The following is a 23,585-nucleotide window of genomic DNA, read 5'->3' on the forward strand; positions in this document are numbered from 1 at the left end:
GGCCAGTCATGCTGAATGTGGTGATCAATATTGTCTATCTGATGCTGTCTCTGGCGCTACTCTTTGCCTTCATCCGCCTCACCCGTGGTCCATCGCTGCCTGACCGGGTGGTCGCGCTGGAGCTGATCGCATCCATCGTAGTTGGCTACGTGGGTGTGCACGCGATCGATACCGGCGTGGCCAGTTTCCTGGATGTTGCCATCGTTATCGCCCTGACAGCCTTTCTTGCTGCCATCGGCTTCGCCAGATTCGTCGAGCGGGGAGGCGTAAAGAATGATTGAAATACTGGTATCGGTCCTGCTCCTGGTGGGCGCTGCTTTCATGGTACTGGCCGCCATCGGCGTTCTGAGGTTGCCCGACCTCCCCACCCGCATGCACGCCACCACCAAAGCCGGTGCCCTGGGCGCCATGATGACCATGGGTGGCGTGGCGTTCTATTTCGGGGACAGTACCGTGGCCGCGCGGGCGGTTGCCATTGTTATCTTCATTTTTCTGACAGCTCCGATCGCCGCTCATGTCATAGGCCGGGCCGGTTATTTCACCGGCACCAAACTCTGGGCCGGCACCATCAAGGATGAGCTGCAGGAACGATATGACCCGGTTACCCACAAACTCAATAGCGGGCTCGAGGAGCTAAAGCACGGGCAGCCAACCCGAACTGGAAAAGGTACCTCAAACCAATAGTTTGTGATTGGCAGCACAGGAATTTCCAGTATAGTAGGCTGCAAACCATTTCAAGGAATACCAGACATGCTGACAGTCAATGAATACTTCGATGGCAAGGTAAAATCAGTGGCTTTCCAGTCCAGCACACTGCCTGCCACAATCGGTGTTATCAGTGCCGGAGAATACGAATTCGGCACCTCAGAAAAAGAAACCATGACGGTCGTCAGCGGTGAACTGACCGTGCTGCTGCCAGGCCAGCAAGACTGGCAAACTTTCGGCGCCGGCGAGAGCTTTGAGGTAGCGGGGCAAGCAAGCTTCAAAGCAAAAACGGATGCCGATACTGCTTATCTCTGTACCTACGGATAAGCCCCACTCAGCCCGTCTTTCTTACCGTGACAACAAACATAAGCAGAGAAAGAGGACAACAACATGGCTCAACCCCGAATTCTCAAACCGGCTGACAATGCCCACCAGTACCAGCTCCTGATCAAGCGGTTACTGATGTCCGGCCCCCGCTACAACCCGGACCAGGAAATCGTTTACGCCGATCGCAGCAAGTACACCTACAAGGACCTTGTCGAACGCATCCATCGACTTGCCAATGCCCTGACAGATGCCGGTATAAAACCCGGCGATACCGTGGCTGTGATGGATTGGGATACCCCACGGTACCTGGAGTGTTTCTTTGCGATTCCGATGATTGGCGCCATACTGCACACGGTCAACGTGCGCCTGTCGCCGGAGCAGATCGTTTACACCATGAACCACGCCGAAGACGACGCGGTACTGGTGCACGATGACTTCCTGCCCATCATCGAGGGCGTGAAAGACGAGATCAAAACCGTCAAAACCTGGATTCAGGTAACCGACAGCGACAAGCCGGGCAACGCCTCTTTCGACACCCACGGCGAGTACGAAGCCCTGCTCGCGGGGGCCAGCGACCACTTCGACTTCCCGGATTTCGACGAGAACAGCGTCGCCACCACTTTCTACACCACCGGCACCACCGGTAACCCGAAAGGCGTGTATTTCAGCCACCGCCAGCTGGTACTGCATACGCTTTCCATGGCCGGCAGCATCTCCCATTTCGACGAAATGCCGCTGTTGCGTTCATCGTCGGTGTATATGCCGGTCACGCCCATGTTCCACGTTCACGCCTGGGGCGTGCCTTACGCGGCCACCATGATGGGAATAAAGCAGGTCTATCCCGGTCGCTATGAACCCGAGTTGCTGGTGGATCTGCTCAAGGAGCACAAAGTCAGTTTCTCCCACTGCGTGCCCACCATCATGCAGATGATGATGGCCACCGAGTCCATCAAGACCGCCGACCTGAGCAACTGGCATGTGCTCATCGGTGGCAGCGCATTGACCAAGGGCCTGTGCGATGCGGGGGCAAAACTCGGCATCAAGATATTCACCGGCTACGGCATGTCCGAAACCTGCCCGCTGCTGAGCACCACGCACCTCACCCCGGCGGATTTTGAACTGCCTCTGGAGCAGCAAACCGCAATCCGGGTGAAGACCGGTAAAGCCGTGCCCATGGTGGAACTGGAAATTGTCGATCCTGATGGCAAACCGGTACCCCATGATGGCGAAGCCAAGGGTGAAGTGGTCGCCCGGGCCCCCTGGCTGACCCAGAGCTACTTCAAACAGCCGGACAAAGGCGAGGAGCTGTGGGAAGGAGGCTGGTTGCACACCGGTGATGTCGCCTCCATGGAGCCGGACAACACGCTGACCATCAAAGACCGCATCAAGGATGTGATCAAGACCGGAGGCGAATGGCTGTCGTCGCTCGACCTGGAGAACATGATCAGCCAGCACCCTGCCGTTGCCGGGGCTGCGGTGGTAGGTGTGCCCGATGAGAAATGGGGGGAACGTCCCTACGCCCTGATCACCCTGAAGCCCGGAGAATCCATCTCTGAGCAGGATATCAAGCAGCACCTGCAACAGTTTGTCGACAGTGGCGACATTAATAAATGGGCGATTCCCGAGCAGATGCGTTTTGTGGAAGACATTCCCAAGACCAGCGTCGGCAAGATCAACAAGAAATTGATTCGAGATCAGTTGAAAGACTAATCTTCCGGGGAAGCAAAAACGCCGGCGTCCTGGCAACAGACGCCGGCGTTTTTATTTGTGCACTGCCGGAATCGTCGGCTGCTCAGAGACCGGAGAAGGTGAAGTCCACCTCGGGACTCTTGCCAGCCACAATATCCGCCAGAGCGGCCGCCGAGCCACAGGAGTGGGTCCAGCCCAGGGTACCGTGCCCGGTATTGAGGTACAGATTGCTGAAGTGGCTTTTACCGATGTAGGGCACATTGGATGGCGTTGCGGGCCGCAAACCGGTCCAGAATTCGGCCTGATCCCAATAGCCAGCCTCGGGCATGACTTCCGCAGCCCGACGGACAATCGCCCGACAACGGGTAAAGTTCAGGTCGCGACGGTAACCGTTCAGTTCTGCCGTGCCAGCGACACGCATTCGGTCACCCAGACGCGAGTACACGAGCTTGTATTCATCGTCGGTCAGGCTGACGTTAAAAGCTGCTTCTTCGTTTTTCACCGGCACGGTAATAGAGTAACCCTTGGCCGGATAGATATTCAGGAACATCCCGAGCTGGCGGGCAAGTACCGCACTGAAACTGCCCAGGCTCAACACATAGCTGTCCGCCCGAAGCGTGTGGTGTTTGCCGTCCTTGAGCGCCAGCACTCCCAGGATCCGGTCACCCGCCCGATCAAAACCCAGCACTTCGGTGCCATATTCAAAAGCCACCCCGGCTTCTTTACATTTCTCAGCCAGAGCCTGGGTAAATTTTCGGGCATCGCCGCTTTCGTCATCAGCGGTGTAAGTCGCGCCGGCAATACGATGACGGATCGGTTCAAGGGCCGGCTCCAGCTCAACCGCACGACCAGCATCGATAACCTGACGGTCACAGCCCAGATCACGCATGATGCGGGAAGGTTCCAGGGCCGCATCGAATTCGGCAGGGTTGGTGTAGAAATGCAGAATGCCCTTGGCTAACTGGTCATAATCGAGCTTCAGTTCGTCTCGCAGTGACTGCAGGCATGAACGGCTGTAAGTACCGAGATTGACCATCTGGCGGATATTATGGGCGGCTTTGGCAGAGGTACACTGAGCCAGGAACGACAGCGCCCAGCGCCACTGGTAAAGATCCAGCCGGGGCCGGAACAACAGTGGGGCATCCGGCTGGAAAAGCCATTTTGCGACTTTCAGGGGCGCCGAAGGATTGGCCCACGGCTCGGCATGGGACACCGATACCTGCCCGCCATTGGCGTAGCTGGTTTCCAGTCCTGACTGGTTCTGTCGGTCGACCACGGTTACCTGGTGCCCCTGTTTCTGCAGGTACCACGCGGTGGTGATACCAACGACGCCTGCCCCAAGTACCGCTATGTGCATGCCTGCCTCCCCTGATTGATCAACTGTGGTAGCTTCAGAACGTTAGCCGCCCGCGCGCTTGACGGTCCAGCCTTTCTGCTCCAGTAACGGCACCAGAATATCTCGCTGGTCGCCCTGTATCTCCACCACTCCGTCTTTTACTGTACCACCTGTACCGCATTTGGCCTTTAGCTGTTTGGCGTAGGCTTTCAGTTCTTTGTCGTCGAGCGGAATACCGGTCACCAGGGTCACGCCCTTGCCTTTGCGCCCCTTTGTCTCCCGGCTGACGCGCACAATACCGTCTCCGGCCGGCCTCTGCGCTCCCCGGCAGGTGCAGTCATCCACCGGGTTACGGCACTCCGGGCACATCCGCCCCTGGTCCGTGGAGAACACAAGGCCGCCTTTGCGCTTGTTCATACCCATGGTTACGCCTTTATCTGCAATCAGTTCAGGCCCGGAGGGTATTTGGAAAACATTTCCGAGACAACCTCGTCAATCAGTTTCCGACGGGTTTCCGGCGACTGGTTTTCATTGAGATAGCGCCGGCTCGCGGCTTGCCAGACCACTTCCTCGGTGGTCCGATCAACCATTCTCACCACCAGTTTGCCCTCGGTTACCTCTCGCACCGGTGGCGGCGATGAGAGGCCCCAGCCGAAGTTGCCATGGCCGAACCCGAACCCCAGGCCAACGCCTACCTGCTCAAGCCGTTCCTCGGCCACAATCTGCCAGCTGATCAGAAGATCAGCTTCAGTTTCCGTCACTTTTTTCATGGCCTTCCGGTTCAGCTCGCGCTCTACCGCGTCCCGAACCCGGGCGTCATCCAGCGAGGTGAAACCAGAGTCCTGGGCGTTGCTGGCAAAGGCCCAGCTGCTGTAATTGCCAAAAACGGTGGCTGGATTGTAGTCGGTCACCACATTGCTGGCACAGCCGGTGATGGCCAACGCCAAAGCAGCGATCATGATAATACGCATAGGCTTAACTCCGTTGCTCTCATATGTCTCCAGTATACGCGTGCCCAGGGCTACCGGCCTGCCTCAGTGAGTCAGGTTTCAAAACGGTAATCCATCTTCTGGGACTCGCAAAACGCGCTGAAGTCCTGTTGCTGAGCCACAGGCAAGGAAACGCTGGCTGTCACCCGCGTAGTATAGGAAATCGCGTCGATGCGCCCTTCATGCCCGTCGCACCAGTGCCGCAGCGGTTGCTCATCGGCAAACCCGAACTGCACCGTTGCCTGCACACGTGCCTGCTGCACCACGCGGTCAACGGCGGACAAGACACTTTCAGCGGCGCCGGCATAGGCCCGAACCAGGCCACCGGCTCCAAGCTTGATACCACCAAAATAGCGGATAACGATCACCAGCACGTCTCCCATATCCTTGTGCTGGATCACGCCCAGAATGGGTTTGCCGGCGGTTCCGGAAGGCTCACCATCATCATTCATGGCAGCCTCGGCCGCAGAGCCGGGCCGGCCGATCTGATACCCCCAGCAGACATGACGGGCATCGGGGTAGTCACGGTGGGCCTGGTCAACGTATGTTCGTACGTCGTCCCGGTCACTGACGGGATACACTCGGGCAATAAAACGGCTTTTCTTCACTTCCGTTTCCCGCTCAAGGTATCCTGCAGGAATCGGGTAATCCTTACTCATGGGCGATCCTATGACGACCGAAGACAACGAACAGACCCAACCCGGGACCGCGGCCCCTGCGCGGATACGTAAGGCCGCCTGCGGCATCCGGTTTGATGAGGACGAGCTGCAGGAAGGCATTGATTTTTCTGCCGCCAGCAAGCTGAAACCGGGCAGTGACAACGCACCGGATCAAAGCCCGAACGCCGATTCCTCAGCCTCCGACAAAGACCGGTAGCTCAAGGATCACTTCCAGGCCACCCTCGTCCCGGTTGCGGGCACTGATGTGCCCGTCGTGGGCCTGAATGATATCACGGGCAATAGCGAGCCCCAGCCCCCAACCTTTGCCACCACGGGATTTGTCAGCCCGGAAAAAAGGCTCAAACAAGTGTTGTAGCAGGTCTTCAGGAGCACCCGGTCCCTCATCAGCGACGATCAAACGGATTCTCTCATTGCCCGTGGACAGAGAGAGCTTCACCGATTTGCCCGGCGGCGTGTGATCCAGGGCGTTTTGCAGCACGTTATCAAACGCACGCTGCAATAAACCACCGTCGCCAAGCACAGACACCGCTTTGCTCTCCTCCGAGGCCACCAGTTTGCAGTCCACGCGCTGGTGCTCAGCATAATCGGCGGCATCCTGAAGCACGTGATTGACCAGGACCATCGGCTTGACCGGCTCACGCGCCATATCATCGCCGTTCTCGGACACCCGGTACAGGGTCAGAATCTGGCCGGTCATGGTTTCCAGCCGCTCGTTCTGGCGCAGAATACTGGTCATCAATGCCTCATCGGCGCCGCTGTCCGAAGCCAGTTCAATCGCCACCCGCTGGCGTGCCAGCGGGGTACGAAGATCATGGGAGATATCCCGCAACAGCTGGTTCTGACGGTCCAGCAGCTGGCACAGCCGGTCTGTCATACCGTTGAATGCCGTCGCCAACTGGCCCACTTCATCACGGCGCCGGGCAATGCGACCAGCAACCCGCAGACCAGTATCCCCCCCGGCAATCGCCCGGGCGGTTCCCTCCATGTGTCTCAACGGCCGCGAGACCATTCGCGCAATCCACCAACAGGCCAGGGAGATCAACAGGAACGCCAGCCCCATCTCCACAAACCGGAACATTCTCGGGTCCAGCCAACCATCGCCGCCCATCCGGGGCCAGGCAACTAGCTGATAGCCCTCCTGCAGATCCAGAACGGCTGGTTTGTGGGGGTACCAACCGGACTGTATACGTTCCCGAATCGCCCGGGGCAGTCGATGCTGGCCCTGCTCCTTTTCGATCAGCATCAGGTGCAAATCCAGGCGTTCACCTTCCGAACGCAAAAAGCGCCAGGCATCCCCCCGACCCCGCTGTTCACGAATGACTAGAGCTTCGCGAGCCAGTTCCTGTAAACCCACCTGGCGTTCAATCGCCTGCCGTTCCCGGTCCAACAGATAACGCGAGGCAAGGTGGCTGGCCACCACGGTTACCGCCATGGCCAGCCAGATGGATAGAAAAATCCGCCAGAACAGAGGAAACATGAAACGCTTCATCATGTGGGTATCCGGTAGCTGTATCCCAGTCCTCGCACCGTCTCGATGCGGGGTGGGTCATCATTGCCCAGTTTCTTGCGAAGATTGCTGATGTGCATATCCAGAGTGCGGTCGTAGGCCTCAAGGCGGCGCCCCAGCGCCCACTGCATGAGATCGGTCTTGCGGACCACACTGCCGGCATGGGCCAGCAACACCTGAAGCACTTCATACTCGGTGCCCGTCAGTTCCACGGGCGCGTCATTCTGGTAGATGCGGCGCTGGCCGGGCTCCACCCGCAAGTCGCCATAAGTCCGGCTGGCGTCTACCTCGGTTTTCTGATCCCAGGCGATACGACGAAGCAGGGCCTGAAGCCGCGCCACCAGCTCTCTGGGATTGCAGGGCTTGGGAATGTAATCATCGGCGCCCACTTCAAAGCCGACGACTCGGTCGGTTTCATCGCCACGGGCCGTCAACAGGATCACGGGTAGGTGCGTCTTGCCCCGAAGTTGCCTCAGAACATCCAGACCATTGATATCGGGCAGCATGATATCGAGCACCACAATGTCACAATCCTGGCCCAGAGCGAGAGCCAGTCCATCACGACCATTGGCGGCCTCACGCACACTGAAGCCCTGGCTGGCAAGGTAACGGGCCAGCAGCTCCCGTAACTCGTCGTCATCTTCAATCAACAGTACCCGGTTCTGCATAGTCTTCTCTCTGGGATGTGACGGCCACAGTCTAGCATGGCCCTTCTGTACCGCTGCGGGCGGGCTCCCGGCCTTTACCGAACCTTTACGTAGCCCTGACACCATCTGACGTTGCACCGACGTAGCATGGTCATCATCCATTGTGAACAACGACGAGGAAAGACCCATGAAAGCAAAAACCACCCTGTTAACCGCCGGTGTACTGATGGCAAGTCTGATGGCCGCCAGCACGGCTGTTCTCGCGGAACGGCACGGCAAACACCACCAGAACGGCAAGTGGGACAAACAGGAACTGTGCGAGAACTTCCGTGAAGGCAAAGGCCCCTTTAACCGTGAAGAGCGCCAGGCCGAGAGGGAAACGTACCGGGCAGAAATGGCCGATCGCCTGAAACTGAATGAGGAGCAGCGCCAGATCTGGGCGGAGATCCACCAGGAAAGACAGATCAAACAGGAAAAACGCATGAATCAGTGGCAGGAAAAAATGCAGCAACGCTGTAGCAACAGTGGGAAGCAAGACAAGGAGTGATCAAATGGCGGGTTCTGGCGTATGGTAGAAGGTATTCGTCAACGACCTGAAACCAACCATGTCAGAAAACGCGCCACGCGAGCTCACTCTGGAGACCCGAGCCAGTATTGCCGACATCCCGAAATCGGACTGGCAACGACTGGCGGGGGTCTCCAACCCGTTTCTTCGATACGAATTCTTTCAGGCACTGGAAGAGAGCGGCTGCACCCGCACCGAAACGGGCTGGACCCCCAGCCACCTGGTATTCAAACACGAAGGCCGGATTGTGGGCCTGGCACCCGCCTACCTGAAAACCCACTCCATGGGTGAATATGTGTTCGACTGGTCCTGGGCCGAGGCCTACCAGCGATACGGCCTGCCCTATTATCCAAAGCTGTTGCTCGCCATTCCGTTCACACCGTCTGCCGGACCCCGGCTGCTGCTGGACGCTGAGGTGCGGCGACAGCTGACACCCGAACGCCTGCACGACTTGCTGGATACCCTGACACACCACCTTGGGGCACACTCCTGGCACCTGCTGTTTCCCAACGCCGAGGACCAGAAACTGCTGACGCATGACGATGAACTGCATCGCATCGGCTGCCAATTCCACTGGCACAACCACAACTACCACAGCTTCGACGATTATCTGGCAGCGTTGAATTCCCGCAAGCGTAAATCCATTCGCAAGGAACGCCGGCAAGTGGCGGAACAGGGCATCACTTTTGCCTGCTTCCATGGCAAGGATATTCCAGACCAGGTTCTTGCCGCCTTCTATGTGTTCTACCAGGCCACCTATCTGAAGCGGGGCCAGAGACCATACCTGAACAAACAGTTTTTCGAGTTACTGAGAGAGCAGCTACCCGAGCATATGCACGTGATCATGGCGATCAAACAGGGCGAAATGATCGCCGGGGCCCTGTTTCTGTCGGGGCAAAACACGCTTTACGGCCGGTACTGGGGCTGTCTGGACGAATACAATCACCTGCATTTCGAGACCTGTTACTATCAGGGCATCGAGCTGGCGCTGGCGCTTGGGCTGACACATTTTGATGCCGGCGCCCAAGGCGAACATAAACTGGTTCGGGGGTTTGAACCGGTGATCACCCATTCCTGGCACGGTATACAGCACCCCGGCTTCCGGGACGCCATTGCCGACTTCACCCGGGAAGAAGCAGAGCAGGTACAAGGGTATTTTGCCGAGGCGGAAACCTTACTGCCGTTTAAACAACAAACACCGCAATAGTCTGTATACTGATTGACCAGGACGGACTTCAATCAGGTGAACGGCAATGGATACCGGTCTGCCAGGAAGCATACTCACCTCATTTGATCCACCCCTGATGGTGGCATTGGGTGCCTTTGTGCTGGCACTTCTCAGCCTGATACTGGCATCCCGGTTACGGAACAAAAACCAGAGCCAGCTCAGCGCATTGAGGGAAAGGTCGGACACCCTCTGGCGTGAAATGGATGACATCCGGGTCAGCCAGTTCAACCGCTCAGATCATAGCCCGTCGACCAGCCATTCCTCACAGGACCAAGCCCGTTACCAAACGGAAATGGAAGCCTACCAGAAGACCTGGCCGGCCATCTGGCTTCTGCACGAACGCCTGGGGCAGTTTCTGCGAACTGTCGAAACCGGTGAATCCGCCAACGACTTACGTCTGGAGGCCAGAAACGCTGCGCTGGAGGCCAGAAATCACCTGAACCAGCACCGCCCCTTCTGTCACGAAACGGTGGATGAACTGCTCACCCGGCTCATTGACGTGGAAATCAAGGCCCACCTCGCCGCCTGCCAGTACCTGGACCTGGTGAAGGAAGTCCGGCACGGCGCTTCCGATCACGACCGGAGAGTCCTGCACGACAAGTTTCACAGCCTGCATGAGGGCGAGGCTCGGGAGCTTTTGAATCACCTGGTGACCACCATCCGGCACCGCGCCATAAGAAGCGGCTAAGTTTGCTTAGCTATCGGCAATCCGGAAACCGATTTTCAGGCCCACCTGATAATGACCGACCTTTCCGTCGACAATGTGGCCACGGGTTTCCGTTACCTCGAACCACTCCATATTGCGAATACTTTTCCCGCACTCATCCAGCGCGTTCTGAATGGCATCTTCAATGCTCGTCTTTGATGAGCCTACGATTTCCACTTTTTTGTAGACATGGTGATCAGACATGACAGCCTCCTGACTCAAGAATATTTACACCTTGAGCCTAGAAGCCAGCGTGAGCTTGGGCAAACTACCATTCTTTAACCTGCTTCATCCATTGACCGTTAAAAGGCGTATCATCTCGCCTGTAGCATGCTGGAAGTACTCGAACCGGACCTGTAAATGAAACGACTTCTCAAATACGCCGCGGGCCTGCTCGGCGCCCTGCTGTTGCTTCTGGGCGGCCCCCTTCTGTTGGCCGCCAGCAGCAGCCTTGAGGTTGCGGAGAGCTGGCGTACCGCCAGCCGGGAAAGCGCCGGTATAGCGCCTCGACCCGAACAGGTGGAGGAAGCCATTATTCAGGTCTATGGCGCACGCGCCTGGAGCTGGCGAGGCTACTTTGCGGTACATACCTGGATTGCGACCAAAGAACAGGGCGCTGATTATTATCAGGTGCACGAGGTCACCGGCTGGCGCACCTACGTGGTCAATTCCCGCCCCGGCGACCCGGACAGACACTGGTACGGCGCCAGGCCGGAACTGTATGCAGATATTCGGGGAGAGAAAGCCGCGGCCTTGATTCCGCAGATCTACCAGGCAGTGGAAAATTATCCCTACCCCACCCAATACGAAGCCTGGCCGGGGCCAAACAGCAACACCTTCGTAGCGTGGGTGATACGGGAAACGCCGGATTTCGACGTAGCCCTGCCCAGCCACGCCATTGGCAAGGACTACCTGGGTGACCGGCTGATCGCCCCAAGCCCGGGTGGCGCGGGCTATCAGCTATCCCTGGGTGGATATTTCGGTGTCTTGGCCGGGGTTCGAGAGGGTCTGGAAGTGAATATTCTGGGGTTGTCGCTGGGTATCAATCCCATGGCGCTGGGTATCAAATTACCGGGACTCGGCGAGCTGGCCTTGCTTGACACCAACCCGATGCCCGAAGAAACCGCGCGCTAGGGGCTCTGGGTTGGGGGTGGCCTCCCAAAAATGTGGGAGGCCATGGATGGCCGGAGAGAAGCGCACATGGGTAAGGCAAGTGTTTATGAATCGAAGCTTCATACGCAGCCGAACGACAGCAATCTGTGATTGCTGGCTGGACCCGATTGCGGGTGCTTGTAGCGGTTTTTGGGAGGCCACCCCCAACCCAGAGCTGGCTCAGCTTCGGCATCAAGTTCAAAGCTTGGCGAATTCCAGATACCGACTGGCTGCCTGCTTCTTCTCATCCTGGCTGTTCAGCAACTCCAGCCGCAATTTATCAATGATCTTCAGATAACCATCCAGCGGGGACTTTTCTTCGCCCTGCTCTTTTGAAGCCTCAATAAACACCTGCTGCTTCTCACGAATTTCGTTCAGTTTTTCTATGGCATTGCGGATCGCTTCCTCTCGTGCAGAAGCTGCGCCGCTCATCTCGGGTTCAGCGTTACGAACCCCAAGAACGGTTTCCACCGCCGGGGCCGACTCGGTGTTCTGTTCCGCCAGGTCCAGCTCTTCCAGAGTCCGAACTTCACCGTCAGTGGTCAGGTAAATACCAGAGGCCTTGATCTGCCCCAGGGGCACGCCCTGAGGATTGGTCAGAGTGAAGCGGTCGTCCACGCTGTCGACATACAGTGCCTGGACACCAACCTCCGCCAGCGAGCGCAGATCCTGGCCGCCATCAGCCGTCTGTACCCACACCGACAGGGACTGAAAAATCTCATCGTTAGCATCTATCCAGCGATTACCATCGTCATCAAACGCAGCCAGCTCGCTGAAGCCAGATCCACTTTCCGGGCCGAACAATTCGCTGCCATCGTCCACTTTACCGTTACCATTGCGGTCAAAAACCAGATATCCGCTGCCCGCGCCCAGAGAGGCGAACTGCGCAGTCTCGCCGTTGCCCGTCATGTCGAATTCAAACAGGGTGTCGGTCAGTCTTGCGGTAGAAGCACCAAAGTTGATCACCAGCGGATCAGTCAGGGGACGCTCCTGAATCTGGATCAGCTCGGAATATTCATAGCTACGCGACTGGGACTGCCTGAGCGACAGGGTAAAGTCGATGGTTTCACCATTGTCGAGGGTAATACTGCCAGTCGACGCGAAGCTGCGGGTTTCGCTTTCGGAGTAGAACATATAGCGACCGGCAGAAACCGACAGACTCTTCGGCGATTCCGCGGCTGCTTCACCCCCCAGGGCGGCTCGGCTGACCATCAGCGCCTGCTGCCCCATCAGGAACAGCTCTGAAGACTTTTCGACCAGTTCTGAACTGGTGAAGGTGGCCGCTCGGTTGGCCCCGGTCACCTCACTGGTGCTGGAAAAGGCCATCTGCTCCTGGCTGCTGTAGCGATACGCCGCCTGTCGGATCAGCGACACTTCGGTGCCCCGATTGGTCTGCCCCTGCGGCTCCGGGGCGGCAGACTGGCGGATTCTCAGTTGGGAACTGTCAAACGCCGAGACCTGGCGGCTGCTGTCCTGAAACAGCGAAATCTGGCTGGATGCAATCATGGAGTGGTACCTCAGTGACACTTGGTCACTTAACGGCACCATCACCGAAAACTTGAGCAGATTTCAACCACACCCACCGACGACATCAGAGCAAATAACGAACCGTCGCAGCGGCCAGCAAGCCAATAGCGATAGCGGGAAGCGGCTTGTGGAGCACAAGCATGGAAACCGTCGTGGCTACCAGTGCTGCCAGCGCACCCAGATCGCCACCCACCGCCATGGGTACAATGATGGCGATCAGCACCGAGCTGGCCATGGTATTGATAAAACTCTCTACCCTCGGATTGATGCGCACAAACGACATCACGAACACGCCGCCAAAACGGGTAATCAGTGTCACCACTGTCATGATAGTGATCAGCGCCAGCACACCGAGGGTGGTAGTTTCAATGGTCACCAGACACCTCCCGCTGGCTATCCGCCACCTCGGTTTTGTGTTCCAGCCAGAACAAACCGACCAGACCACCAGCGATCGCGCCAACCACCACGTGCATATTGGGCGGTAGCCATTTCCAGGCGGCAAGGGAGGCTGCGCCGGAAACGCACCAGGCGACCAGCACCCGCGGGGATTTATTGCCACCCAGTGCCATGGCCAGCAGGAAGCAACCCAGCACCATATCCAGCCCGAAGGCTTTGGGGTTCTGTAACAAACCGCCGAAGTAGACACCCAGGGCTGTACCAACAATCCAGGCCAGCCACAGCACCAGACCACCCCCGATAATCACTTCGAGGTTGCGCCTGCCATTCTGATAATCCTGGGCCGAGACCGCCCAGTTGGCATCTGTGAGCAACAACAAAAGCGCGTAGCGGTGTCCGGGCGAGACTTCTCTCAGCATCGGGTAAAGCGAGGCGCCCATCAGCAAGTGCCTGGAATTGATGGCAAAAACCACGGCGATCAAAGGCAGAACCGAAACATCGGCCCCCCAGATATCCACCGCCGCAAACTGCGAAGCGCCGGCAAACACGGTCGTGCTCATCAGGATAGACTGCAGCGGCGTCAACCCTTCCTGAATGGCGGCCAGACCAAAGGCAGCACCAAACGCCACCACAAAGAATGAGATGGGGAGCAGGCGGAAGAACTCGGAACGGACTTTCCGCGAATCAAACTGATAAGGATAGGAGGCGACAGACATCTGAAGAAGCTAAGCCGGATAGTGCAAAACGCGTATAGGTAGAAACCACCATTAAGCGTTTTTTTCTTACCAGTGCTCAGGCAGTTAGATGATTAAATCAAACAAGTTCACAATTCCGCCGGCCGCCAAGGTTGACGTTCACGTAAACTTGCATTAGCTTGAATTTCGTCCAGCCCCAAAAGGGCAACCCGACCAATCCTTCGGGAGGACACCTGAAATCGACACCCTGGCCACAAGCCAGACCGACAAAAACAAGACAGAACCTGCCGCCGGGATCCGGCTGTGCGGGAGAGGATTTCAATATGCTGTTCAGCCATCCGGAGTTCGATCACCACGAACACCTGTCGTTTTTCTGCGATGCCGAAACCGGCCTCAAAGCCATCGTCGCTATTCACAACACCTCTCGCGGCCCCGCTTTAGGCGGTTGCCGAATGTTTCCTTACGCCAGTGATGAAGAAGCGCTGCGAGATGTGCTTCGCCTGTCCAGGGGCATGACCTACAAATCGGCCCTGGCCAATCTGGACCTGGGTGGTGGCAAATCCGTGATTATTGGCGATCCGCGCAAGCACAAAACACAAGCCCTGCTGGAGGCTATGGGCAAGCACCTGGAAAGCCTGGGAGGCCATTACATTGCGGCCGAAGACTCCGGCACCAGCGTGCCGGATCTGAAAGTGATGGGGCGCCATACCCGCCATGTGGCCGGCGTTGCCTACCGTACCGGATTCGACGGCACCCCCAGTAACGGGGATCCCTCTCCTGTCACCGCTTACGGCACCTTTGTTGGCCTCAGAGCAGCAGTAAAACACCGGCTCGGCAGCGACGACCTTACCGGCCTGAAAGTAGCCATCCAGGGCATCGGTAATGTCGGGTTCCGTCTGGCCCAACACCTGAAAGACGCTGGCGCTGAACTCTGGGTGAACGATATTCACGCCGACAACATGCAGCGGGCTGTCGACCAGCTCGGCGCACACGCCGCCTCGGCGGAAGACATACTGACTCTGCCCGTAGATGTTATCGCACCCTGCGCCATGGGCGCCGTCCTGAACGACCGCAGTATTCCTGCCATTCGCGCCGGTATCGTCGCAGGCGCGGCCAATAATCTGCTGGATCGCCCGGAACACGACGCGGCACTGAAACAGCGGGGCATTCTGTACGCTCCAGACTTTGCGATTAACGCCGGCGGCATCATTGATGTGTTCTACGAACGCACAGGCGCATCCCCGGAAAAAGTGCGCGCCCATGTGGAAACCATCGGCGACACCCTGACCGAAATTTTTAACCGTTCTGACCGCACCGGGCTCCCTACCGGTGAAATTGCCAATGAACTGGCTGAAGAACGGTTCACCAAGCATGCCGCGGGTGCTGGGCTGGCGCCCCAGCGGCTGTCTCGCACCGGATAACCTGACACCGGTGCTTCCCCTTGGGAGTCGCAGTCTCTGCGGCTCCATTTTTAACCCCAGTAACAAAAACAAGACCTTCGGGAGAAAACCATGTCTGTCTCATCATCCGGTTCTGCTGCCTATTCCGGCAGCCTTGAGGGCTCCAATGCCCAGCGCGGGCTCTGGTCATCACGGCTCGCGTTCATCCTCGCGGCCACCGGTTCCGCTGTGGGCCTCGGAAACATCTGGAAATTCCCCTACGTAACCGGCGAAAACGGCGGTGGCGCTTTTGTGTTGGTGTACCTGCTGTGCATCGCCATCATCGGTATTCCCATCATGATGGCCGAGGTGATGATCGGCCGTCGTGGTGGCCACAGCCCGGTTAACAGCATCAAGGCGATTGCCCAGCGGGACGGACTGAACCCGGCCTGGAAACTGGTCGGCGCCGTGGGCATTCTTGCAGGCTTCCTGATTCTGTCGTTTTACTCGGTGATTGGTGGCTGGGCCATTTCCTACGTTGGCACCACCGCCAGCGGCCAGCTCTCCGGTCAGACCGCAGACGCCGTGGGTGCTATTTTCTCGGGTCTGCTGAGCAATCCCGGCACCCTGTTGCTGTGGCACACCGTATTCATGGCCCTGGTGATGCTGGTGGTGGCGAAAGGTGTGCGCTCCGGCCTGGAGCGGGCCGTCAGCATTCTGATGCCGGCGCTGTTTGTGCTGCTACTGATTGTGGTGGGCTACGCCATGACCACCGGCCACTTTGGCCAGGCAGCAGCCTTCCTGTTCCAGCCGGACTTCTCGAAACTCACCACGTCCGGCGTACTGGTGGCTCTGGGGCACGCATTCTTTACCCTGAGCCTGGGTATGGCGGTGATGATGGCCTATGGTTCTTACCTGCCCAAGAAGATATCCATTGCCAAAACTTCCATTACCGTCTCGGTGATTGATACCGGTGTCGCCCTGCTGGCCGGCCTGGCCATTTTCCCGATCGTCTTTGCCAACGGTCTGGAGCCCGGTGCTGGCCCCGGCCTGATTTTCCAGACCCTGCCCCTGGCCTTCGGTCAGATGCCCATGGGCTCACTGTTCGGCACCTTGTTCTTTATACTTCTGATTTTCGCCGCCTGGACCTCTGGCATTTCCCTGCTGGAACCGATCGTTGAATGGCTGGAAGAACAAAAAGGCATGAACCGCACCGTCAGTACGCTGGGTGCCGGTGTGGTGTGCTGGGCTCTGGGTATTGCCTCTATTCTGTCGCTGAACCTGTGGGCGGATTTCGCACCACTGGGCTTCATCCCGATGCTGGAAGGCAAAACCATCTTCGACCTGCTGGACTTCTTCACCGCCAACATCCTGCTGCCGCTGGGTGGGCTACTGGTCGCGCTGATGGCCGGCTGGGTAATGTCGAAACCGGCCATGGAGAAGGAGCTGGCCCTGTCACCGGGTACGTTCAACCTGTGGTTTGTCACCGTGCGCTTCATCACCCCGATTGCGGTGGGCGTGGTGTTCATCTACAACCTGATGTAAATAACGCTCACAACTGATCGAGGGAGGCCTTCAGGGTCTCCCCGATCCTCGCGTTCAGTTTCAGATCCACCAGATCCTCAGCCCGGGTCCGCCCCAGATTCAGGGTGGCAATGGGCTTTTTCCACTCGCTGGCGTAGCGGCAGAAACGGAAGCCGGAATACACCATCAACGACGAACCGATCACCAACAGGCCATCGCTCGCCTTGAGTACATCAAGCGCAGAGTACACCCTGTCCTTTGGCACATAATCCCCGAAGAACACTACATCCGGTTTCAGGATACCGGCGCATCTGGGGCAGTCCACCGGTCGGAACTCGGAAAAATCCACATCCAGATCGGCATCCCCATCCGGTGCCGTCTCCGCTGTGTACTTCCGAAATCCGGGATTGAGCTCGGCGCAACGGTCATGTACCTCATCCCGGGGGCAACGATAGCCGCAGCCCATACACACGACTTCGTCCGCCCGCCCGTGTAGATCCGTCACCGCCCGGGTGCCCGCCTTCTGGTGAAGACGATCCACGTTCTGGGTAACCACCAGGCTGCTGTGGTTGAGCAGTTCCAGATCCGAAATGTAGTGATGGGACGGGTTAGGCGCGGCATTACGCATGACCGGCCAGCCAATCAGACTGCGCGCCCAGTATCGCTGGCGGGTGAGGAAGTCCTCCATGAACGCCTTATGCTGCACCGGTTGCTTACGCTTCCAGGCACCATCGCCATCACGATAATCCGGAATACCGGAATCCGTGCTCACGCCGGCTCCGGTGAGAATCATCAATCTTGGATGTTGTTGGATAAACTCCGCCAGCAACGCCCCGGCTTCGTTCGGGTTATGCATCACAGGCGGCGTTTCCAGCTCGGGCAGGCGCTGGCTGGAACTGAATGGGCGGGTTCGATGCTCAGTCATTTCCGTTACAACTCAGAGGCTCGGAATGTCAGGTTTCGGCGTCGGTGCACCGTTTCAGAATAGTACGCATCTTCTCCACACCGAGCTCATTCATCAACGCAATATTCCGGTCGGGAATACCATCTACGTCCGGATAGTGATCAATAGCCGCTTCCAGACTCGCCTCCCGCAACAGGTGCAGCATGGGGTACGGTGATCGATTGGTGTAGTTTTCCGCGGCCTCTGCATCGGTGCCGGCGAACTGATAGTCCGGATGGAAACTGGCAACCTGAAAGACACCTTCCAGCTCCAGATAGCTCAGCAAGGCATCCGCGGCATCGAGAAATTCGTTGTAAGCGAGAAAATCCTGCAACACACCAGGATGGATCAACAACGTGGTTTCGACGTCCGGCTCGTCTTCCAGGCGCTGCAACTCTGACTGCAACGCCTGTAGCAGCTCATCCTCGTTCTCCGCCTCGCTGACGACAAAACGCACGCGGTTCTTGACCAACTCGCGCTTGGCGAAGGGGCAGAGATTGTAACCAACCACCACATCTTCAACCCATTGCCGGGTGGCGCTTACAACCTGTGGTTCATTCATAGGTAGCCCTGGCTCCGAAGATAATCGTCATAGGAGCCACTGAAGTCAGTCACTCCATCAGCTGTGAGCTCAATAATCCGCGTCGCCAGCGAGGAGACAAACTCGCGATCATGGCTTACGAAAATCAGCGTTCCCGGATAGTTCTCCAGCGCCAGGTTCAAAGCCTCGATAGACTCCATATCCAGGTGGTTGGTGGGCTCGTCCATCAGCATCACATTCGGTTTCTGCAGGATCAGTTTGCCGAACAGCATGCGGCCCTGCTCACCCCCCGAGATTACCTTTACAGACTTGCCAATATCATCACCGGAAAACAGCATCCGCCCCAGCGTACCGCGCACTAATTGTTCGCCGCCGGTGGTCCATTGCGCCATCCAGTCGGTGAGGGTCTCGTCGCGGGCAAAATCCGCGGTGTGGTCCTGGGCGAAATATCCAACCTCGGCACTGTCGGTCCACTTCACCTCGCCGGAATCTGGCTCATAAGCGCCAGCCAGGCATTGCAGGAGTGTGGTTTTACCAATCCCGTTCGGGCCAATAACAGCCACGCGTTCTCCCGCCTCAATCTGCAGATCCAGGTTTTTGAACAAGGGGCCTTCATCGAAGCCCTTGGTCAGACCTTTCAGAGTCACGGCCTGACGATGCAGCTTCTTGCCCTGCTCGAAGCGGATAAAGGGACTCACGCGGCTTGAGGGCTTCACCTCTTCCAACTGGATCTTGTCGATCTGACGGGCGCGAGAGGTGGCCTGTTTGGCCTTGGAGGCGTTGGCGGAGAAGCGGCTGACGAACTGCTGCAATTCCGCAATCTGGGCTTTTTTCTTGGCGTTGTCCGCCAGCATGCGCTCTCGGGCCTGGGTGGCGGCGGTCATGTATTCGTCGTAGTTGCCGGGGAACAGACGCAGCTCACCATAATCCAGGTCCGCCATGTGGGTACATACACTGTTCAGAAAGTGACGGTCGTGAGAGATGATGATCATGGTGCTGTTGCGGGCCACCAGAATGTTTTCCAGCCAGCGGATGGTGTTGATGTCCAGGTGGTTGGTGGGCTCATCCAGCAACAGTACGTCGGGGTCAGAAAACAAAGCCTGTGCCAGCAGCACACGCAGTTTCCAGCCCGGCGCCAGAGCACTCATGGGGCCGTTGTGCTGCTCCAGAGGAATATCCAGGCCCAGCAGCAACTCACCGGCTCGGGATTCCGCGGTGTAGCCATCCATTTCGGCAAACTGCACTTCCAGGTCTGCCACGGCCATACCGTCTTCCTCACTCATCTCCGGCAGCGAATAAATGCGGTCCCGCTCTTTTTTCACATTCCAGAGTTCTTCGTGGCCCATAATCACAGTGTCCATCACTGAGCACTGTTCATAGGCAAACTGATCCTGACGGAGCTTACCCAGCCGGGTATTCGGTTCCAGCATGACCTGGCCCGCCGATGGCTCCAGATCACCACCCAGAATTTTCATCAGGGTGGATTTACCGCAACCATTCGCCCCGATCAGGCCGTAACGGTTGCCGTTGCCGAATTTGGCCGACACATTTTCAAACAGGGGCCTGGCCCCGAACTGCATGGTGAGATTGGCGGTGGAGATCAAGAAACAAACCTGTCGAAGTAGAGGCCGACGAGCGCCGGCGAAAAGAAAGCCGGCATTGTACAGGTTTGCACCAGAGACTGTGAGGCCGCAGAAACACGGACAAAAACCGCTTGCCTCAGGGCGCCGCTGCGGGCAGCATTCCGGTCTGTGTTCCATTCACCCAACGACAGGAAATTGATCATGGCACAAGCAACCGCACGCCACATTCTGGTAGACAGTGAAGCCAAGTGTGAGGAACTGAAGAAAGCCATCGAAGGTGGCCAGGGTTTCGCAGAAGTCGCCAAGCAGCACTCGTCCTGCCCTTCCGGCCGTAACGGCGGCGACCTGGGTTCTTTCGGGCCGGGCCAGATGGTTCCGGAGTTCGACAAAGCCGTTTTCAACAGCGAGCTCAATACTGTGATCGGCCCCATCAAGACCCAGTTTGGCTACCACCTGCTGGAAGTCACCAGCCGCAGCTGATCCGATGATTGGCCCGGCCGGTGTTCGGAATATCTCCGACGCCGGCCGGAGTGCGTCCTACTCCGATCCTGCCGGCGGTGCCATAAACCTCGATATCTGCCGTCCAATGCTCTCGACAGGCTCCATGATCGCCTGCTGAATACTGCTGGTCACAACCTGAGAAAACTGCTTACCGGCGGGGCTTTCGAGGAAGTCCAGGTACAATGCCAGCTCCTGGGCGCTGATCTTGTCGTAGGTATAAAGATAGCTGTCGTAGACCTGCTGGCCAACCACACCCCGAAGCATTCCTCGCTGGTTTTCGATACGGCGCTCCAACTGCTCATAGTGCATTGATTCGCTGCTGAGTGCCGACATGGCAGTGGCCAACCCCAACTGAACAGCAATGGTGGTATCCACCGCGCTTTCGGTTGCCCGGGCGGCCCGGTCGAATCGATCGAACATCTCGGCTTTGGGAGTGCCTTTGTACTTTCGATTCAATTCCGGCGCGCTGGCCTGAATCTGCGGCCAGGCTTCCGGCGCCGAGGCGGCAATCTCTGCGCTCGAAATTTTTCGGGCGACGGGTGTCTGGTACCACTCACTTACCGCCTGAAGCTGTTCGTCCGTCAGCTGTGCTTGCAGATCGGTAATGATCTGCTGCTCAATTTTGTCGGCGCTGAAACTGCTGCTCACGACATAGCCAACGGTATCCGCCACCATGGGCGGCACCTGACCGCGTTGTTTCAGCCCTTCCCGAATACCCTGGCTTAGCATCGCCGGGTATTGCTCAACAATGTCGTCAATCGGGGAGGCTTCGAGCACACTGGCGGCATCCGGGGCCGCCTGAGCTGAGCCCACGCCAAGCATGGCAACGACTAAAACAGGTTTAACTAGGGCCAATCGCTTCATTTACCTATCATCCTGACTAATGCAATAACTCTCTTATGCCATGGGCCCAAGGCTGGCAGCAAGCAATCCAGGGGTTCAGGAGATGACAGTTTGGTAGGAATACGCAACAGGTCAGGCCGAAAGAAAAAGAGCCGCCATAAGGCTGAAAAAGCACGCTGGCTTCGCTTGGCAAAATGGTATGGGCCACCGGTGGCCGGCCTACTGATCGGGATCTGGGCCACGCTCCGCTTCAGCCTGCTGGCTCCGGATCCCCCGGCGAGACCGGAAAATCTTTGCGACATTTTCCGGGAGCATCCGGTCTGGTACGACTATGCCAGCGGGTCACAACAACGCTGGGGAACCCCCATTGCCACCCAGATGGCCTTTGTCTATTACGAATCATCGTTTCGAAGCCATGCCAGACCACCGCGTACCCGGCTATGGGGTCTGATTCCGTGGGCAAGACCAACCACAGCCTTCGGTTACGCCCAGGCCCTTGATCCAGCCTGGCAGGAATACCTGGCAGCAAACGATGGTGACTGGCTGACGGTGCGCAGCGATATGCAGTATGCCCTGGATTTCGTCGGCTGGTATAACCGCCTGAGCCACCAGCAACTGGGTATCCCCTATACCGCCCCGAGGGAACTGTACCTGGCCTACCATGAAGGCAGAACCGGCTATGCCCGGCGCTCCTTCGACCGTAAGCCGCAGCTTCAGGCCCTGGCCAGCCGGGTCCGGGCCAGGGCTTACCGCTACCACAACCAGTTGCAGCAGTGCGAAGCGGAGTTCCAGTGCTGGCGCTGGTACCAGTTCTGGCCGTTCTGCTCGGCTGAAGACTGAGCTACAGGGCTCCCGAAATCTCGATCACCGACTCCAGACCCTGCAAGCGCTCTACCAGAAACTCCATGACCATTCTGACCCGGGCCATCTGCTGGGTATCCTGGTTTACATGGAGCCAGAGGTCGATGCTTTCGCCCTCCAGAGGATCGGACAGCCGCCGCAATTCCCTGGTGGCGTCGCCCAGGTAACAGGGCAGTACTGCCAGGCCTGCCCCGGCCCGGGCAAGGGCATGCATGGACTGCAGGCTATTGCAGCGAATCACCGACGTGACATTTTTCAGCTGTTTGCGGTACCAACGCCCCGTTGCCAGGTGGCTGAAGGATTCGTCTGGCAGTATCCAGGTACAGCCTTCCGGCTGATTCTCGATATCCATGTTCCGGTGCCGGCGGCAGTATTTTGCTGCGCCATAGACCGCGGATTCGATTGCGGCAATCCTCTCACCTTCCAGCGTTGCCTGGGGCTTGTTCTCCGGCCGAAGGGTAAGGTCGGCTTCCCGGTGGCTGAGATTGGCCACATCGTTATCAGTGAGAACCTCCAGCTCAATCTCGGGATAGGTGCGCACCATCTCGGCCAGAATCGGGCTGAGCAGTTCATTCATCATCACGTCTTCGGCGGCCACACGAACCTTGCCAACCGGTGCGGAATCATCCCCCACCAGTTTGCGTTCAAGGTTTTCCATATCGGTAGCCAGCCGTTCAGCCTCCCGAAAGGCCATTTCTCCCACGGGTGTGAGCTGCAATCCGCTCTGGTTACGCTCAAAAAATTGCACCCCCAGCGACTCTTCCATCTGATCAAGTCGCCGTAAAACAGTCGTTTGGTGAACACCCAGAATTTCACCGGCTTTTGCAAGCGTTCCGCCTATTGCAAGGGCCCTTATATATCGAAGATAATCCCAGTCCATAATCACTGCATATTTGCAACAAGGGTACGGATTTTAACGTATTCAAGCTGCAAAAAAGAATCCTTAGAATTGAACGTAAATTAAAGATAGATCGCTAACAATCCACCAGATGAAGGAGGAAGGCGCTATGACTCAGAACCATATCGCAACCGTTAAACCGCTGCCGTCCAGTATCCTCCACAACAGTACTGAGGTCAGGCGCCAGTATACCCGCGCTGCCGCAAGGCAGGCGATGCAGTTTATCAGCCGCAAGGTGCGAATTTTCAATCGCAAGGCGGTAGCCGTGGCGCAGGATATGCCCCAGGTTCAGGGCGGCCACTAAAACAGACTGCACGCCTTTCGGGGTTGCTGAATAAAAAACGCCGGCATGTTTCCATGCCG

29 protein-coding genes are annotated in these 23,585 nt (G+C 57.6%); 14 read left to right on the forward strand and 15 right to left on the reverse strand.

Features of this window, described 5'->3' with window-relative positions; all coding sequences use genetic code 11:
• Nucleotides 1-8 precede the first annotated feature (8 nt).
• From JIF53_RS09830 to JIF53_RS09845, 4 genes are all read left to right on the forward strand, one after another.
• On the forward strand, nt 9-281 hold the full coding sequence (locus tag JIF53_RS09830; RefSeq protein ID WP_011786304.1) for a monovalent cation/H+ antiporter complex subunit F: 273 nt from the start codon (nt 9-11) through the stop codon (nt 279-281).
• Complete coding sequence (mnhG, locus tag JIF53_RS09835) at nt 274-684, forward strand: monovalent cation/H(+) antiporter subunit G (RefSeq protein ID WP_153741003.1); 411 nt, start codon at nt 274-276, stop codon at nt 682-684. Before JIF53_RS09830 ends, mnhG begins: the two co-directional genes overlap by 8 nt.
• Before the next feature lie 66 nt (nt 685-750).
• Nucleotides 751-1,032, forward strand: coding sequence for a pyrimidine/purine nucleoside phosphorylase (locus JIF53_RS09840; protein WP_011786306.1), 282 nt, complete (start codon nt 751-753; stop codon nt 1,030-1,032).
• 63 nt (nt 1,033-1,095) lie between these two features.
• Nucleotides 1,096-2,742: a fatty acid--CoA ligase gene (locus JIF53_RS09845; protein ID WP_153741002.1), complete on the forward strand. Its 1,647-nt coding sequence runs from the start codon at nt 1,096-1,098 to the stop codon at nt 2,740-2,742.
• Nucleotides 2,743-2,824: 82 nt separating this feature from the next.
• Here JIF53_RS09845 and JIF53_RS09850 read toward each other — a convergent pair whose 3' ends face one another.
• The 4 genes from JIF53_RS09850 to JIF53_RS09865 all read right to left on the reverse strand — a co-directional run bounded on the left by JIF53_RS09850 (nt 2,825) and on the right by JIF53_RS09865 (nt 5,705).
• Nucleotides 2,825-4,078, reverse strand: a complete 1,254-nt coding sequence (locus JIF53_RS09850; protein WP_023009140.1) for a D-amino acid dehydrogenase — start codon at nt 4,076-4,078, stop codon at nt 2,825-2,827.
• 42 nt (nt 4,079-4,120) lie between these two features.
• A complete protein-coding gene (locus JIF53_RS09855; protein ID WP_011786309.1) occupies nt 4,121-4,480 on the reverse strand; it encodes a translation initiation factor Sui1 in 360 nt (119 codons plus the stop codon).
• 20 nt (nt 4,481-4,500) lie between these two features.
• A complete protein-coding gene (locus JIF53_RS09860) occupies nt 4,501-5,028 on the reverse strand; it encodes a DUF4136 domain-containing protein (protein ID WP_153741000.1) in 528 nt (175 codons plus the stop codon).
• Nucleotides 5,029-5,099: 71 nt separating this feature from the next.
• The gene (locus JIF53_RS09865) at nt 5,100-5,705 is read right to left on the reverse strand and encodes a YigZ family protein (RefSeq protein ID WP_022991475.1); all 606 of its coding nucleotides are present in this window, start codon (nt 5,703-5,705) and stop codon (nt 5,100-5,102) included.
• 10 nt (nt 5,706-5,715) lie between these two features.
• Between JIF53_RS09865 and JIF53_RS09870 the strand changes: the two genes are divergently transcribed.
• Complete coding sequence (locus JIF53_RS09870) at nt 5,716-5,922, forward strand: hypothetical protein (RefSeq protein WP_223268788.1); 207 nt, start codon at nt 5,716-5,718, stop codon at nt 5,920-5,922.
• On the opposite strand, the gene JIF53_RS09875 is transcribed toward JIF53_RS09870, so the two are convergent.
• Complete coding sequence (locus JIF53_RS09875) at nt 5,899-7,218, reverse strand: sensor histidine kinase (protein ID WP_199452379.1); 1,320 nt, start codon at nt 7,216-7,218, stop codon at nt 5,899-5,901. The genes JIF53_RS09870 and JIF53_RS09875 overlap by 24 nt on opposite strands.
• Nucleotides 7,215-7,901 (reverse strand): response regulator transcription factor, encoded by a 687-nt coding sequence (locus JIF53_RS09880; protein WP_199452380.1) that lies wholly within the window; start codon nt 7,899-7,901, stop codon nt 7,215-7,217. Before JIF53_RS09880 ends, JIF53_RS09875 begins: the two co-directional genes overlap by 4 nt.
• Before the next feature lie 166 nt (nt 7,902-8,067).
• On the opposite strand from JIF53_RS09880, the gene JIF53_RS09885 reads away from it, so the two are divergent.
• From JIF53_RS09885 to JIF53_RS09895, 3 genes are read left to right on the forward strand one after another with little or no spacing between them, the layout of a single operon-like run.
• A complete protein-coding gene (locus tag JIF53_RS09885; RefSeq protein ID WP_014422230.1) occupies nt 8,068-8,427 on the forward strand; it encodes a hypothetical protein in 360 nt (119 codons plus the stop codon).
• Nucleotides 8,428-8,485: 58 nt separating this feature from the next.
• Nucleotides 8,486-9,652 (forward strand): GNAT family N-acetyltransferase, encoded by a 1,167-nt coding sequence (locus JIF53_RS09890; RefSeq protein WP_199452381.1) that lies wholly within the window; start codon nt 8,486-8,488, stop codon nt 9,650-9,652.
• 46 nt (nt 9,653-9,698) lie between these two features.
• Nucleotides 9,699-10,361: a hypothetical protein gene (locus JIF53_RS09895; protein WP_199452382.1), complete on the forward strand. Its 663-nt coding sequence runs from the start codon at nt 9,699-9,701 to the stop codon at nt 10,359-10,361.
• Nucleotides 10,362-10,367: 6 nt separating this feature from the next.
• On the opposite strand, the gene JIF53_RS09900 is transcribed toward JIF53_RS09895, so the two are convergent.
• Nucleotides 10,368-10,583 carry a dodecin gene (locus JIF53_RS09900; RefSeq protein WP_014422233.1) on the reverse strand — a complete coding sequence of 72 codons (216 nt, stop codon included), beginning with the start codon at nt 10,581-10,583 and terminating at the stop codon, nt 10,368-10,370.
• Between the two features lie 156 nt (nt 10,584-10,739).
• Between JIF53_RS09900 and JIF53_RS09905 the strand changes: the two genes are divergently transcribed.
• Nucleotides 10,740-11,513: a DUF3750 domain-containing protein gene (locus tag JIF53_RS09905; protein ID WP_113879963.1), complete on the forward strand. Its 774-nt coding sequence runs from the start codon at nt 10,740-10,742 to the stop codon at nt 11,511-11,513.
• 216 nt (nt 11,514-11,729) lie between these two features.
• Here the strand turns inward: JIF53_RS09905 and JIF53_RS09910 are convergent, their stop codons facing one another.
• The 3 genes from JIF53_RS09910 to JIF53_RS09920 all read right to left on the reverse strand — a co-directional run bounded on the left by JIF53_RS09910 (nt 11,730) and on the right by JIF53_RS09920 (nt 14,170).
• Nucleotides 11,730-13,037, reverse strand: coding sequence for a hypothetical protein (locus JIF53_RS09910; protein ID WP_199452383.1), 1,308 nt, complete (start codon nt 13,035-13,037; stop codon nt 11,730-11,732).
• Nucleotides 13,038-13,122: 85 nt separating this feature from the next.
• Nucleotides 13,123-13,434: an AzlD family protein gene (locus JIF53_RS09915; RefSeq protein ID WP_014422237.1), complete on the reverse strand. Its 312-nt coding sequence runs from the start codon at nt 13,432-13,434 to the stop codon at nt 13,123-13,125.
• A complete protein-coding gene (locus tag JIF53_RS09920; protein ID WP_153740994.1) occupies nt 13,424-14,170 on the reverse strand; it encodes an AzlC family ABC transporter permease in 747 nt (248 codons plus the stop codon). Before JIF53_RS09920 ends, JIF53_RS09915 begins: the two co-directional genes overlap by 11 nt.
• Nucleotides 14,171-14,472: 302 nt before the next feature.
• On the opposite strand from JIF53_RS09920, the gene JIF53_RS09925 reads away from it, so the two are divergent.
• Both JIF53_RS09925 and JIF53_RS09930 read left to right on the forward strand, forming a co-directional pair.
• Nucleotides 14,473-15,570, forward strand: a complete 1,098-nt coding sequence (locus tag JIF53_RS09925; protein WP_153740993.1) for a Leu/Phe/Val dehydrogenase — start codon at nt 14,473-14,475, stop codon at nt 15,568-15,570.
• A gap of 90 nt (nt 15,571-15,660) precedes the next feature.
• Nucleotides 15,661-17,073 (forward strand): sodium-dependent transporter, encoded by a 1,413-nt coding sequence (locus JIF53_RS09930; RefSeq protein WP_199452384.1) that lies wholly within the window; start codon nt 15,661-15,663, stop codon nt 17,071-17,073.
• A gap of 7 nt (nt 17,074-17,080) precedes the next feature.
• Here JIF53_RS09930 and JIF53_RS09935 read toward each other — a convergent pair whose 3' ends face one another.
• Genes JIF53_RS09935 through JIF53_RS09945 form a run of 3 tightly spaced genes read right to left on the reverse strand, consistent with a single transcriptional unit; the run spans nt 17,081 to nt 20,140 of the window.
• Nucleotides 17,081-17,977: an NAD-dependent protein deacetylase gene (locus JIF53_RS09935; RefSeq protein WP_023009147.1), complete on the reverse strand. Its 897-nt coding sequence runs from the start codon at nt 17,975-17,977 to the stop codon at nt 17,081-17,083.
• 28 nt (nt 17,978-18,005) lie between these two features.
• Nucleotides 18,006-18,557 carry a DUF1415 domain-containing protein gene (locus tag JIF53_RS09940; protein ID WP_183576603.1) on the reverse strand — a complete coding sequence of 184 codons (552 nt, stop codon included), beginning with the start codon at nt 18,555-18,557 and terminating at the stop codon, nt 18,006-18,008.
• Complete coding sequence (locus tag JIF53_RS09945) at nt 18,554-20,140, reverse strand: ABC-F family ATPase (protein ID WP_023009149.1); 1,587 nt, start codon at nt 20,138-20,140, stop codon at nt 18,554-18,556. Before JIF53_RS09945 ends, JIF53_RS09940 begins: the two co-directional genes overlap by 4 nt.
• Nucleotides 20,141-20,320: 180 nt before the next feature.
• Between JIF53_RS09945 and JIF53_RS09950 the strand changes: the two genes are divergently transcribed.
• Nucleotides 20,321-20,599 (forward strand): peptidylprolyl isomerase, encoded by a 279-nt coding sequence (locus JIF53_RS09950; RefSeq protein ID WP_199452385.1) that lies wholly within the window; start codon nt 20,321-20,323, stop codon nt 20,597-20,599.
• Nucleotides 20,600-20,656: 57 nt separating this feature from the next.
• On the opposite strand, the gene JIF53_RS09955 is transcribed toward JIF53_RS09950, so the two are convergent.
• Nucleotides 20,657-21,484 carry a DUF2059 domain-containing protein gene (locus JIF53_RS09955; protein ID WP_011786327.1) on the reverse strand — a complete coding sequence of 276 codons (828 nt, stop codon included), beginning with the start codon at nt 21,482-21,484 and terminating at the stop codon, nt 20,657-20,659.
• Nucleotides 21,485-21,673: 189 nt separating this feature from the next.
• On the opposite strand from JIF53_RS09955, the gene JIF53_RS09960 reads away from it, so the two are divergent.
• The gene (locus JIF53_RS09960; protein ID WP_183576605.1) at nt 21,674-22,303 is read left to right on the forward strand and encodes a lysozyme-like domain containing protein; all 630 of its coding nucleotides are present in this window, start codon (nt 21,674-21,676) and stop codon (nt 22,301-22,303) included.
• Between the two features lies 1 nt (nt 22,304).
• Here JIF53_RS09960 and JIF53_RS09965 read toward each other — a convergent pair whose 3' ends face one another.
• Complete coding sequence (locus JIF53_RS09965; protein WP_031210210.1) at nt 22,305-23,204, reverse strand: LysR family transcriptional regulator; 900 nt, start codon at nt 23,202-23,204, stop codon at nt 22,305-22,307.
• 127 nt (nt 23,205-23,331) lie between these two features.
• Here JIF53_RS09965 and JIF53_RS09970 point away from each other — a divergent pair, with 127 nt between their 5' ends.
• Nucleotides 23,332-23,526, forward strand: a complete 195-nt coding sequence (locus JIF53_RS09970) for a hypothetical protein (protein ID WP_014422246.1) — start codon at nt 23,332-23,334, stop codon at nt 23,524-23,526.
• Nucleotides 23,527-23,585: the final 59 nt, after the last annotated feature.

This window comes from Marinobacter sp. bablab_jr008 (assembly GCF_016464145.1).
Taxonomy (GTDB): domain Bacteria; phylum Pseudomonadota; class Gammaproteobacteria; order Pseudomonadales; family Oleiphilaceae; genus Marinobacter; species Marinobacter nauticus.

What these genes read in the sequence shown, in the direction of transcription:
- JIF53_RS09830 (WP_011786304.1), top strand. Translation starts at nt 9, where the DNA reads ATGCTGAATGTGGTGATCAATATTGTCTATCTGATGCTGTCTCTGGCG.
- mnhG (WP_153741003.1), top strand. Translation starts at nt 274, where the DNA reads ATGATTGAAATACTGGTATCGGTCCTGCTCCTGGTGGGCGCTGCTTTC.
- JIF53_RS09840 (WP_011786306.1), top strand. Translation starts at nt 751, where the DNA reads ATGCTGACAGTCAATGAATACTTCGATGGCAAGGTAAAATCAGTGGCT.
- JIF53_RS09845 (WP_153741002.1), top strand. Translation starts at nt 1,096, where the DNA reads ATGGCTCAACCCCGAATTCTCAAACCGGCTGACAATGCCCACCAGTAC.
- JIF53_RS09850 (WP_023009140.1), bottom strand. Translation starts at nt 4,078, where the DNA reads ATGCACATAGCGGTACTTGGGGCAGGCGTCGTTGGTATCACCACCGCG.
- JIF53_RS09855 (WP_011786309.1), bottom strand. Translation starts at nt 4,480, where the DNA reads ATGGGTATGAACAAGCGCAAAGGCGGCCTTGTGTTCTCCACGGACCAG.
- JIF53_RS09860 (WP_153741000.1), bottom strand. Translation starts at nt 5,028, where the DNA reads ATGCGTATTATCATGATCGCTGCTTTGGCGTTGGCCATCACCGGCTGT.
- JIF53_RS09865 (WP_022991475.1), bottom strand. Translation starts at nt 5,705, where the DNA reads ATGAGTAAGGATTACCCGATTCCTGCAGGATACCTTGAGCGGGAAACG.
- JIF53_RS09870 (WP_223268788.1), top strand. Translation starts at nt 5,716, where the DNA reads ATGACGACCGAAGACAACGAACAGACCCAACCCGGGACCGCGGCCCCT.
- JIF53_RS09875 (WP_199452379.1), bottom strand. Translation starts at nt 7,218, where the DNA reads ATGATGAAGCGTTTCATGTTTCCTCTGTTCTGGCGGATTTTTCTATCC.
- JIF53_RS09880 (WP_199452380.1), bottom strand. Translation starts at nt 7,901, where the DNA reads ATGCAGAACCGGGTACTGTTGATTGAAGATGACGACGAGTTACGGGAG.
- JIF53_RS09885 (WP_014422230.1), top strand. Translation starts at nt 8,068, where the DNA reads ATGAAAGCAAAAACCACCCTGTTAACCGCCGGTGTACTGATGGCAAGT.
- JIF53_RS09890 (WP_199452381.1), top strand. Translation starts at nt 8,486, where the DNA reads ATGTCAGAAAACGCGCCACGCGAGCTCACTCTGGAGACCCGAGCCAGT.
- JIF53_RS09895 (WP_199452382.1), top strand. Translation starts at nt 9,699, where the DNA reads ATGGATACCGGTCTGCCAGGAAGCATACTCACCTCATTTGATCCACCC.
- JIF53_RS09900 (WP_014422233.1), bottom strand. Translation starts at nt 10,583, where the DNA reads ATGTCTGATCACCATGTCTACAAAAAAGTGGAAATCGTAGGCTCATCA.
- JIF53_RS09905 (WP_113879963.1), top strand. Translation starts at nt 10,740, where the DNA reads ATGAAACGACTTCTCAAATACGCCGCGGGCCTGCTCGGCGCCCTGCTG.
- JIF53_RS09910 (WP_199452383.1), bottom strand. Translation starts at nt 13,037, where the DNA reads ATGATTGCATCCAGCCAGATTTCGCTGTTTCAGGACAGCAGCCGCCAG.
- JIF53_RS09920 (WP_153740994.1), bottom strand. Translation starts at nt 14,170, where the DNA reads ATGTCTGTCGCCTCCTATCCTTATCAGTTTGATTCGCGGAAAGTCCGT.
- JIF53_RS09925 (WP_153740993.1), top strand. Translation starts at nt 14,473, where the DNA reads ATGCTGTTCAGCCATCCGGAGTTCGATCACCACGAACACCTGTCGTTT.
- JIF53_RS09930 (WP_199452384.1), top strand. Translation starts at nt 15,661, where the DNA reads ATGTCTGTCTCATCATCCGGTTCTGCTGCCTATTCCGGCAGCCTTGAG.
- JIF53_RS09935 (WP_023009147.1), bottom strand. Translation starts at nt 17,977, where the DNA reads ATGACTGAGCATCGAACCCGCCCATTCAGTTCCAGCCAGCGCCTGCCC.
- JIF53_RS09940 (WP_183576603.1), bottom strand. Translation starts at nt 18,557, where the DNA reads ATGAATGAACCACAGGTTGTAAGCGCCACCCGGCAATGGGTTGAAGAT.
- JIF53_RS09950 (WP_199452385.1), top strand. Translation starts at nt 20,321, where the DNA reads ATGGCACAAGCAACCGCACGCCACATTCTGGTAGACAGTGAAGCCAAG.
- JIF53_RS09955 (WP_011786327.1), bottom strand. Translation starts at nt 21,484, where the DNA reads ATGAAGCGATTGGCCCTAGTTAAACCTGTTTTAGTCGTTGCCATGCTT.
- JIF53_RS09965 (WP_031210210.1), bottom strand. Translation starts at nt 23,204, where the DNA reads ATGGACTGGGATTATCTTCGATATATAAGGGCCCTTGCAATAGGCGGA.
- JIF53_RS09970 (WP_014422246.1), top strand. Translation starts at nt 23,332, where the DNA reads ATGACTCAGAACCATATCGCAACCGTTAAACCGCTGCCGTCCAGTATC.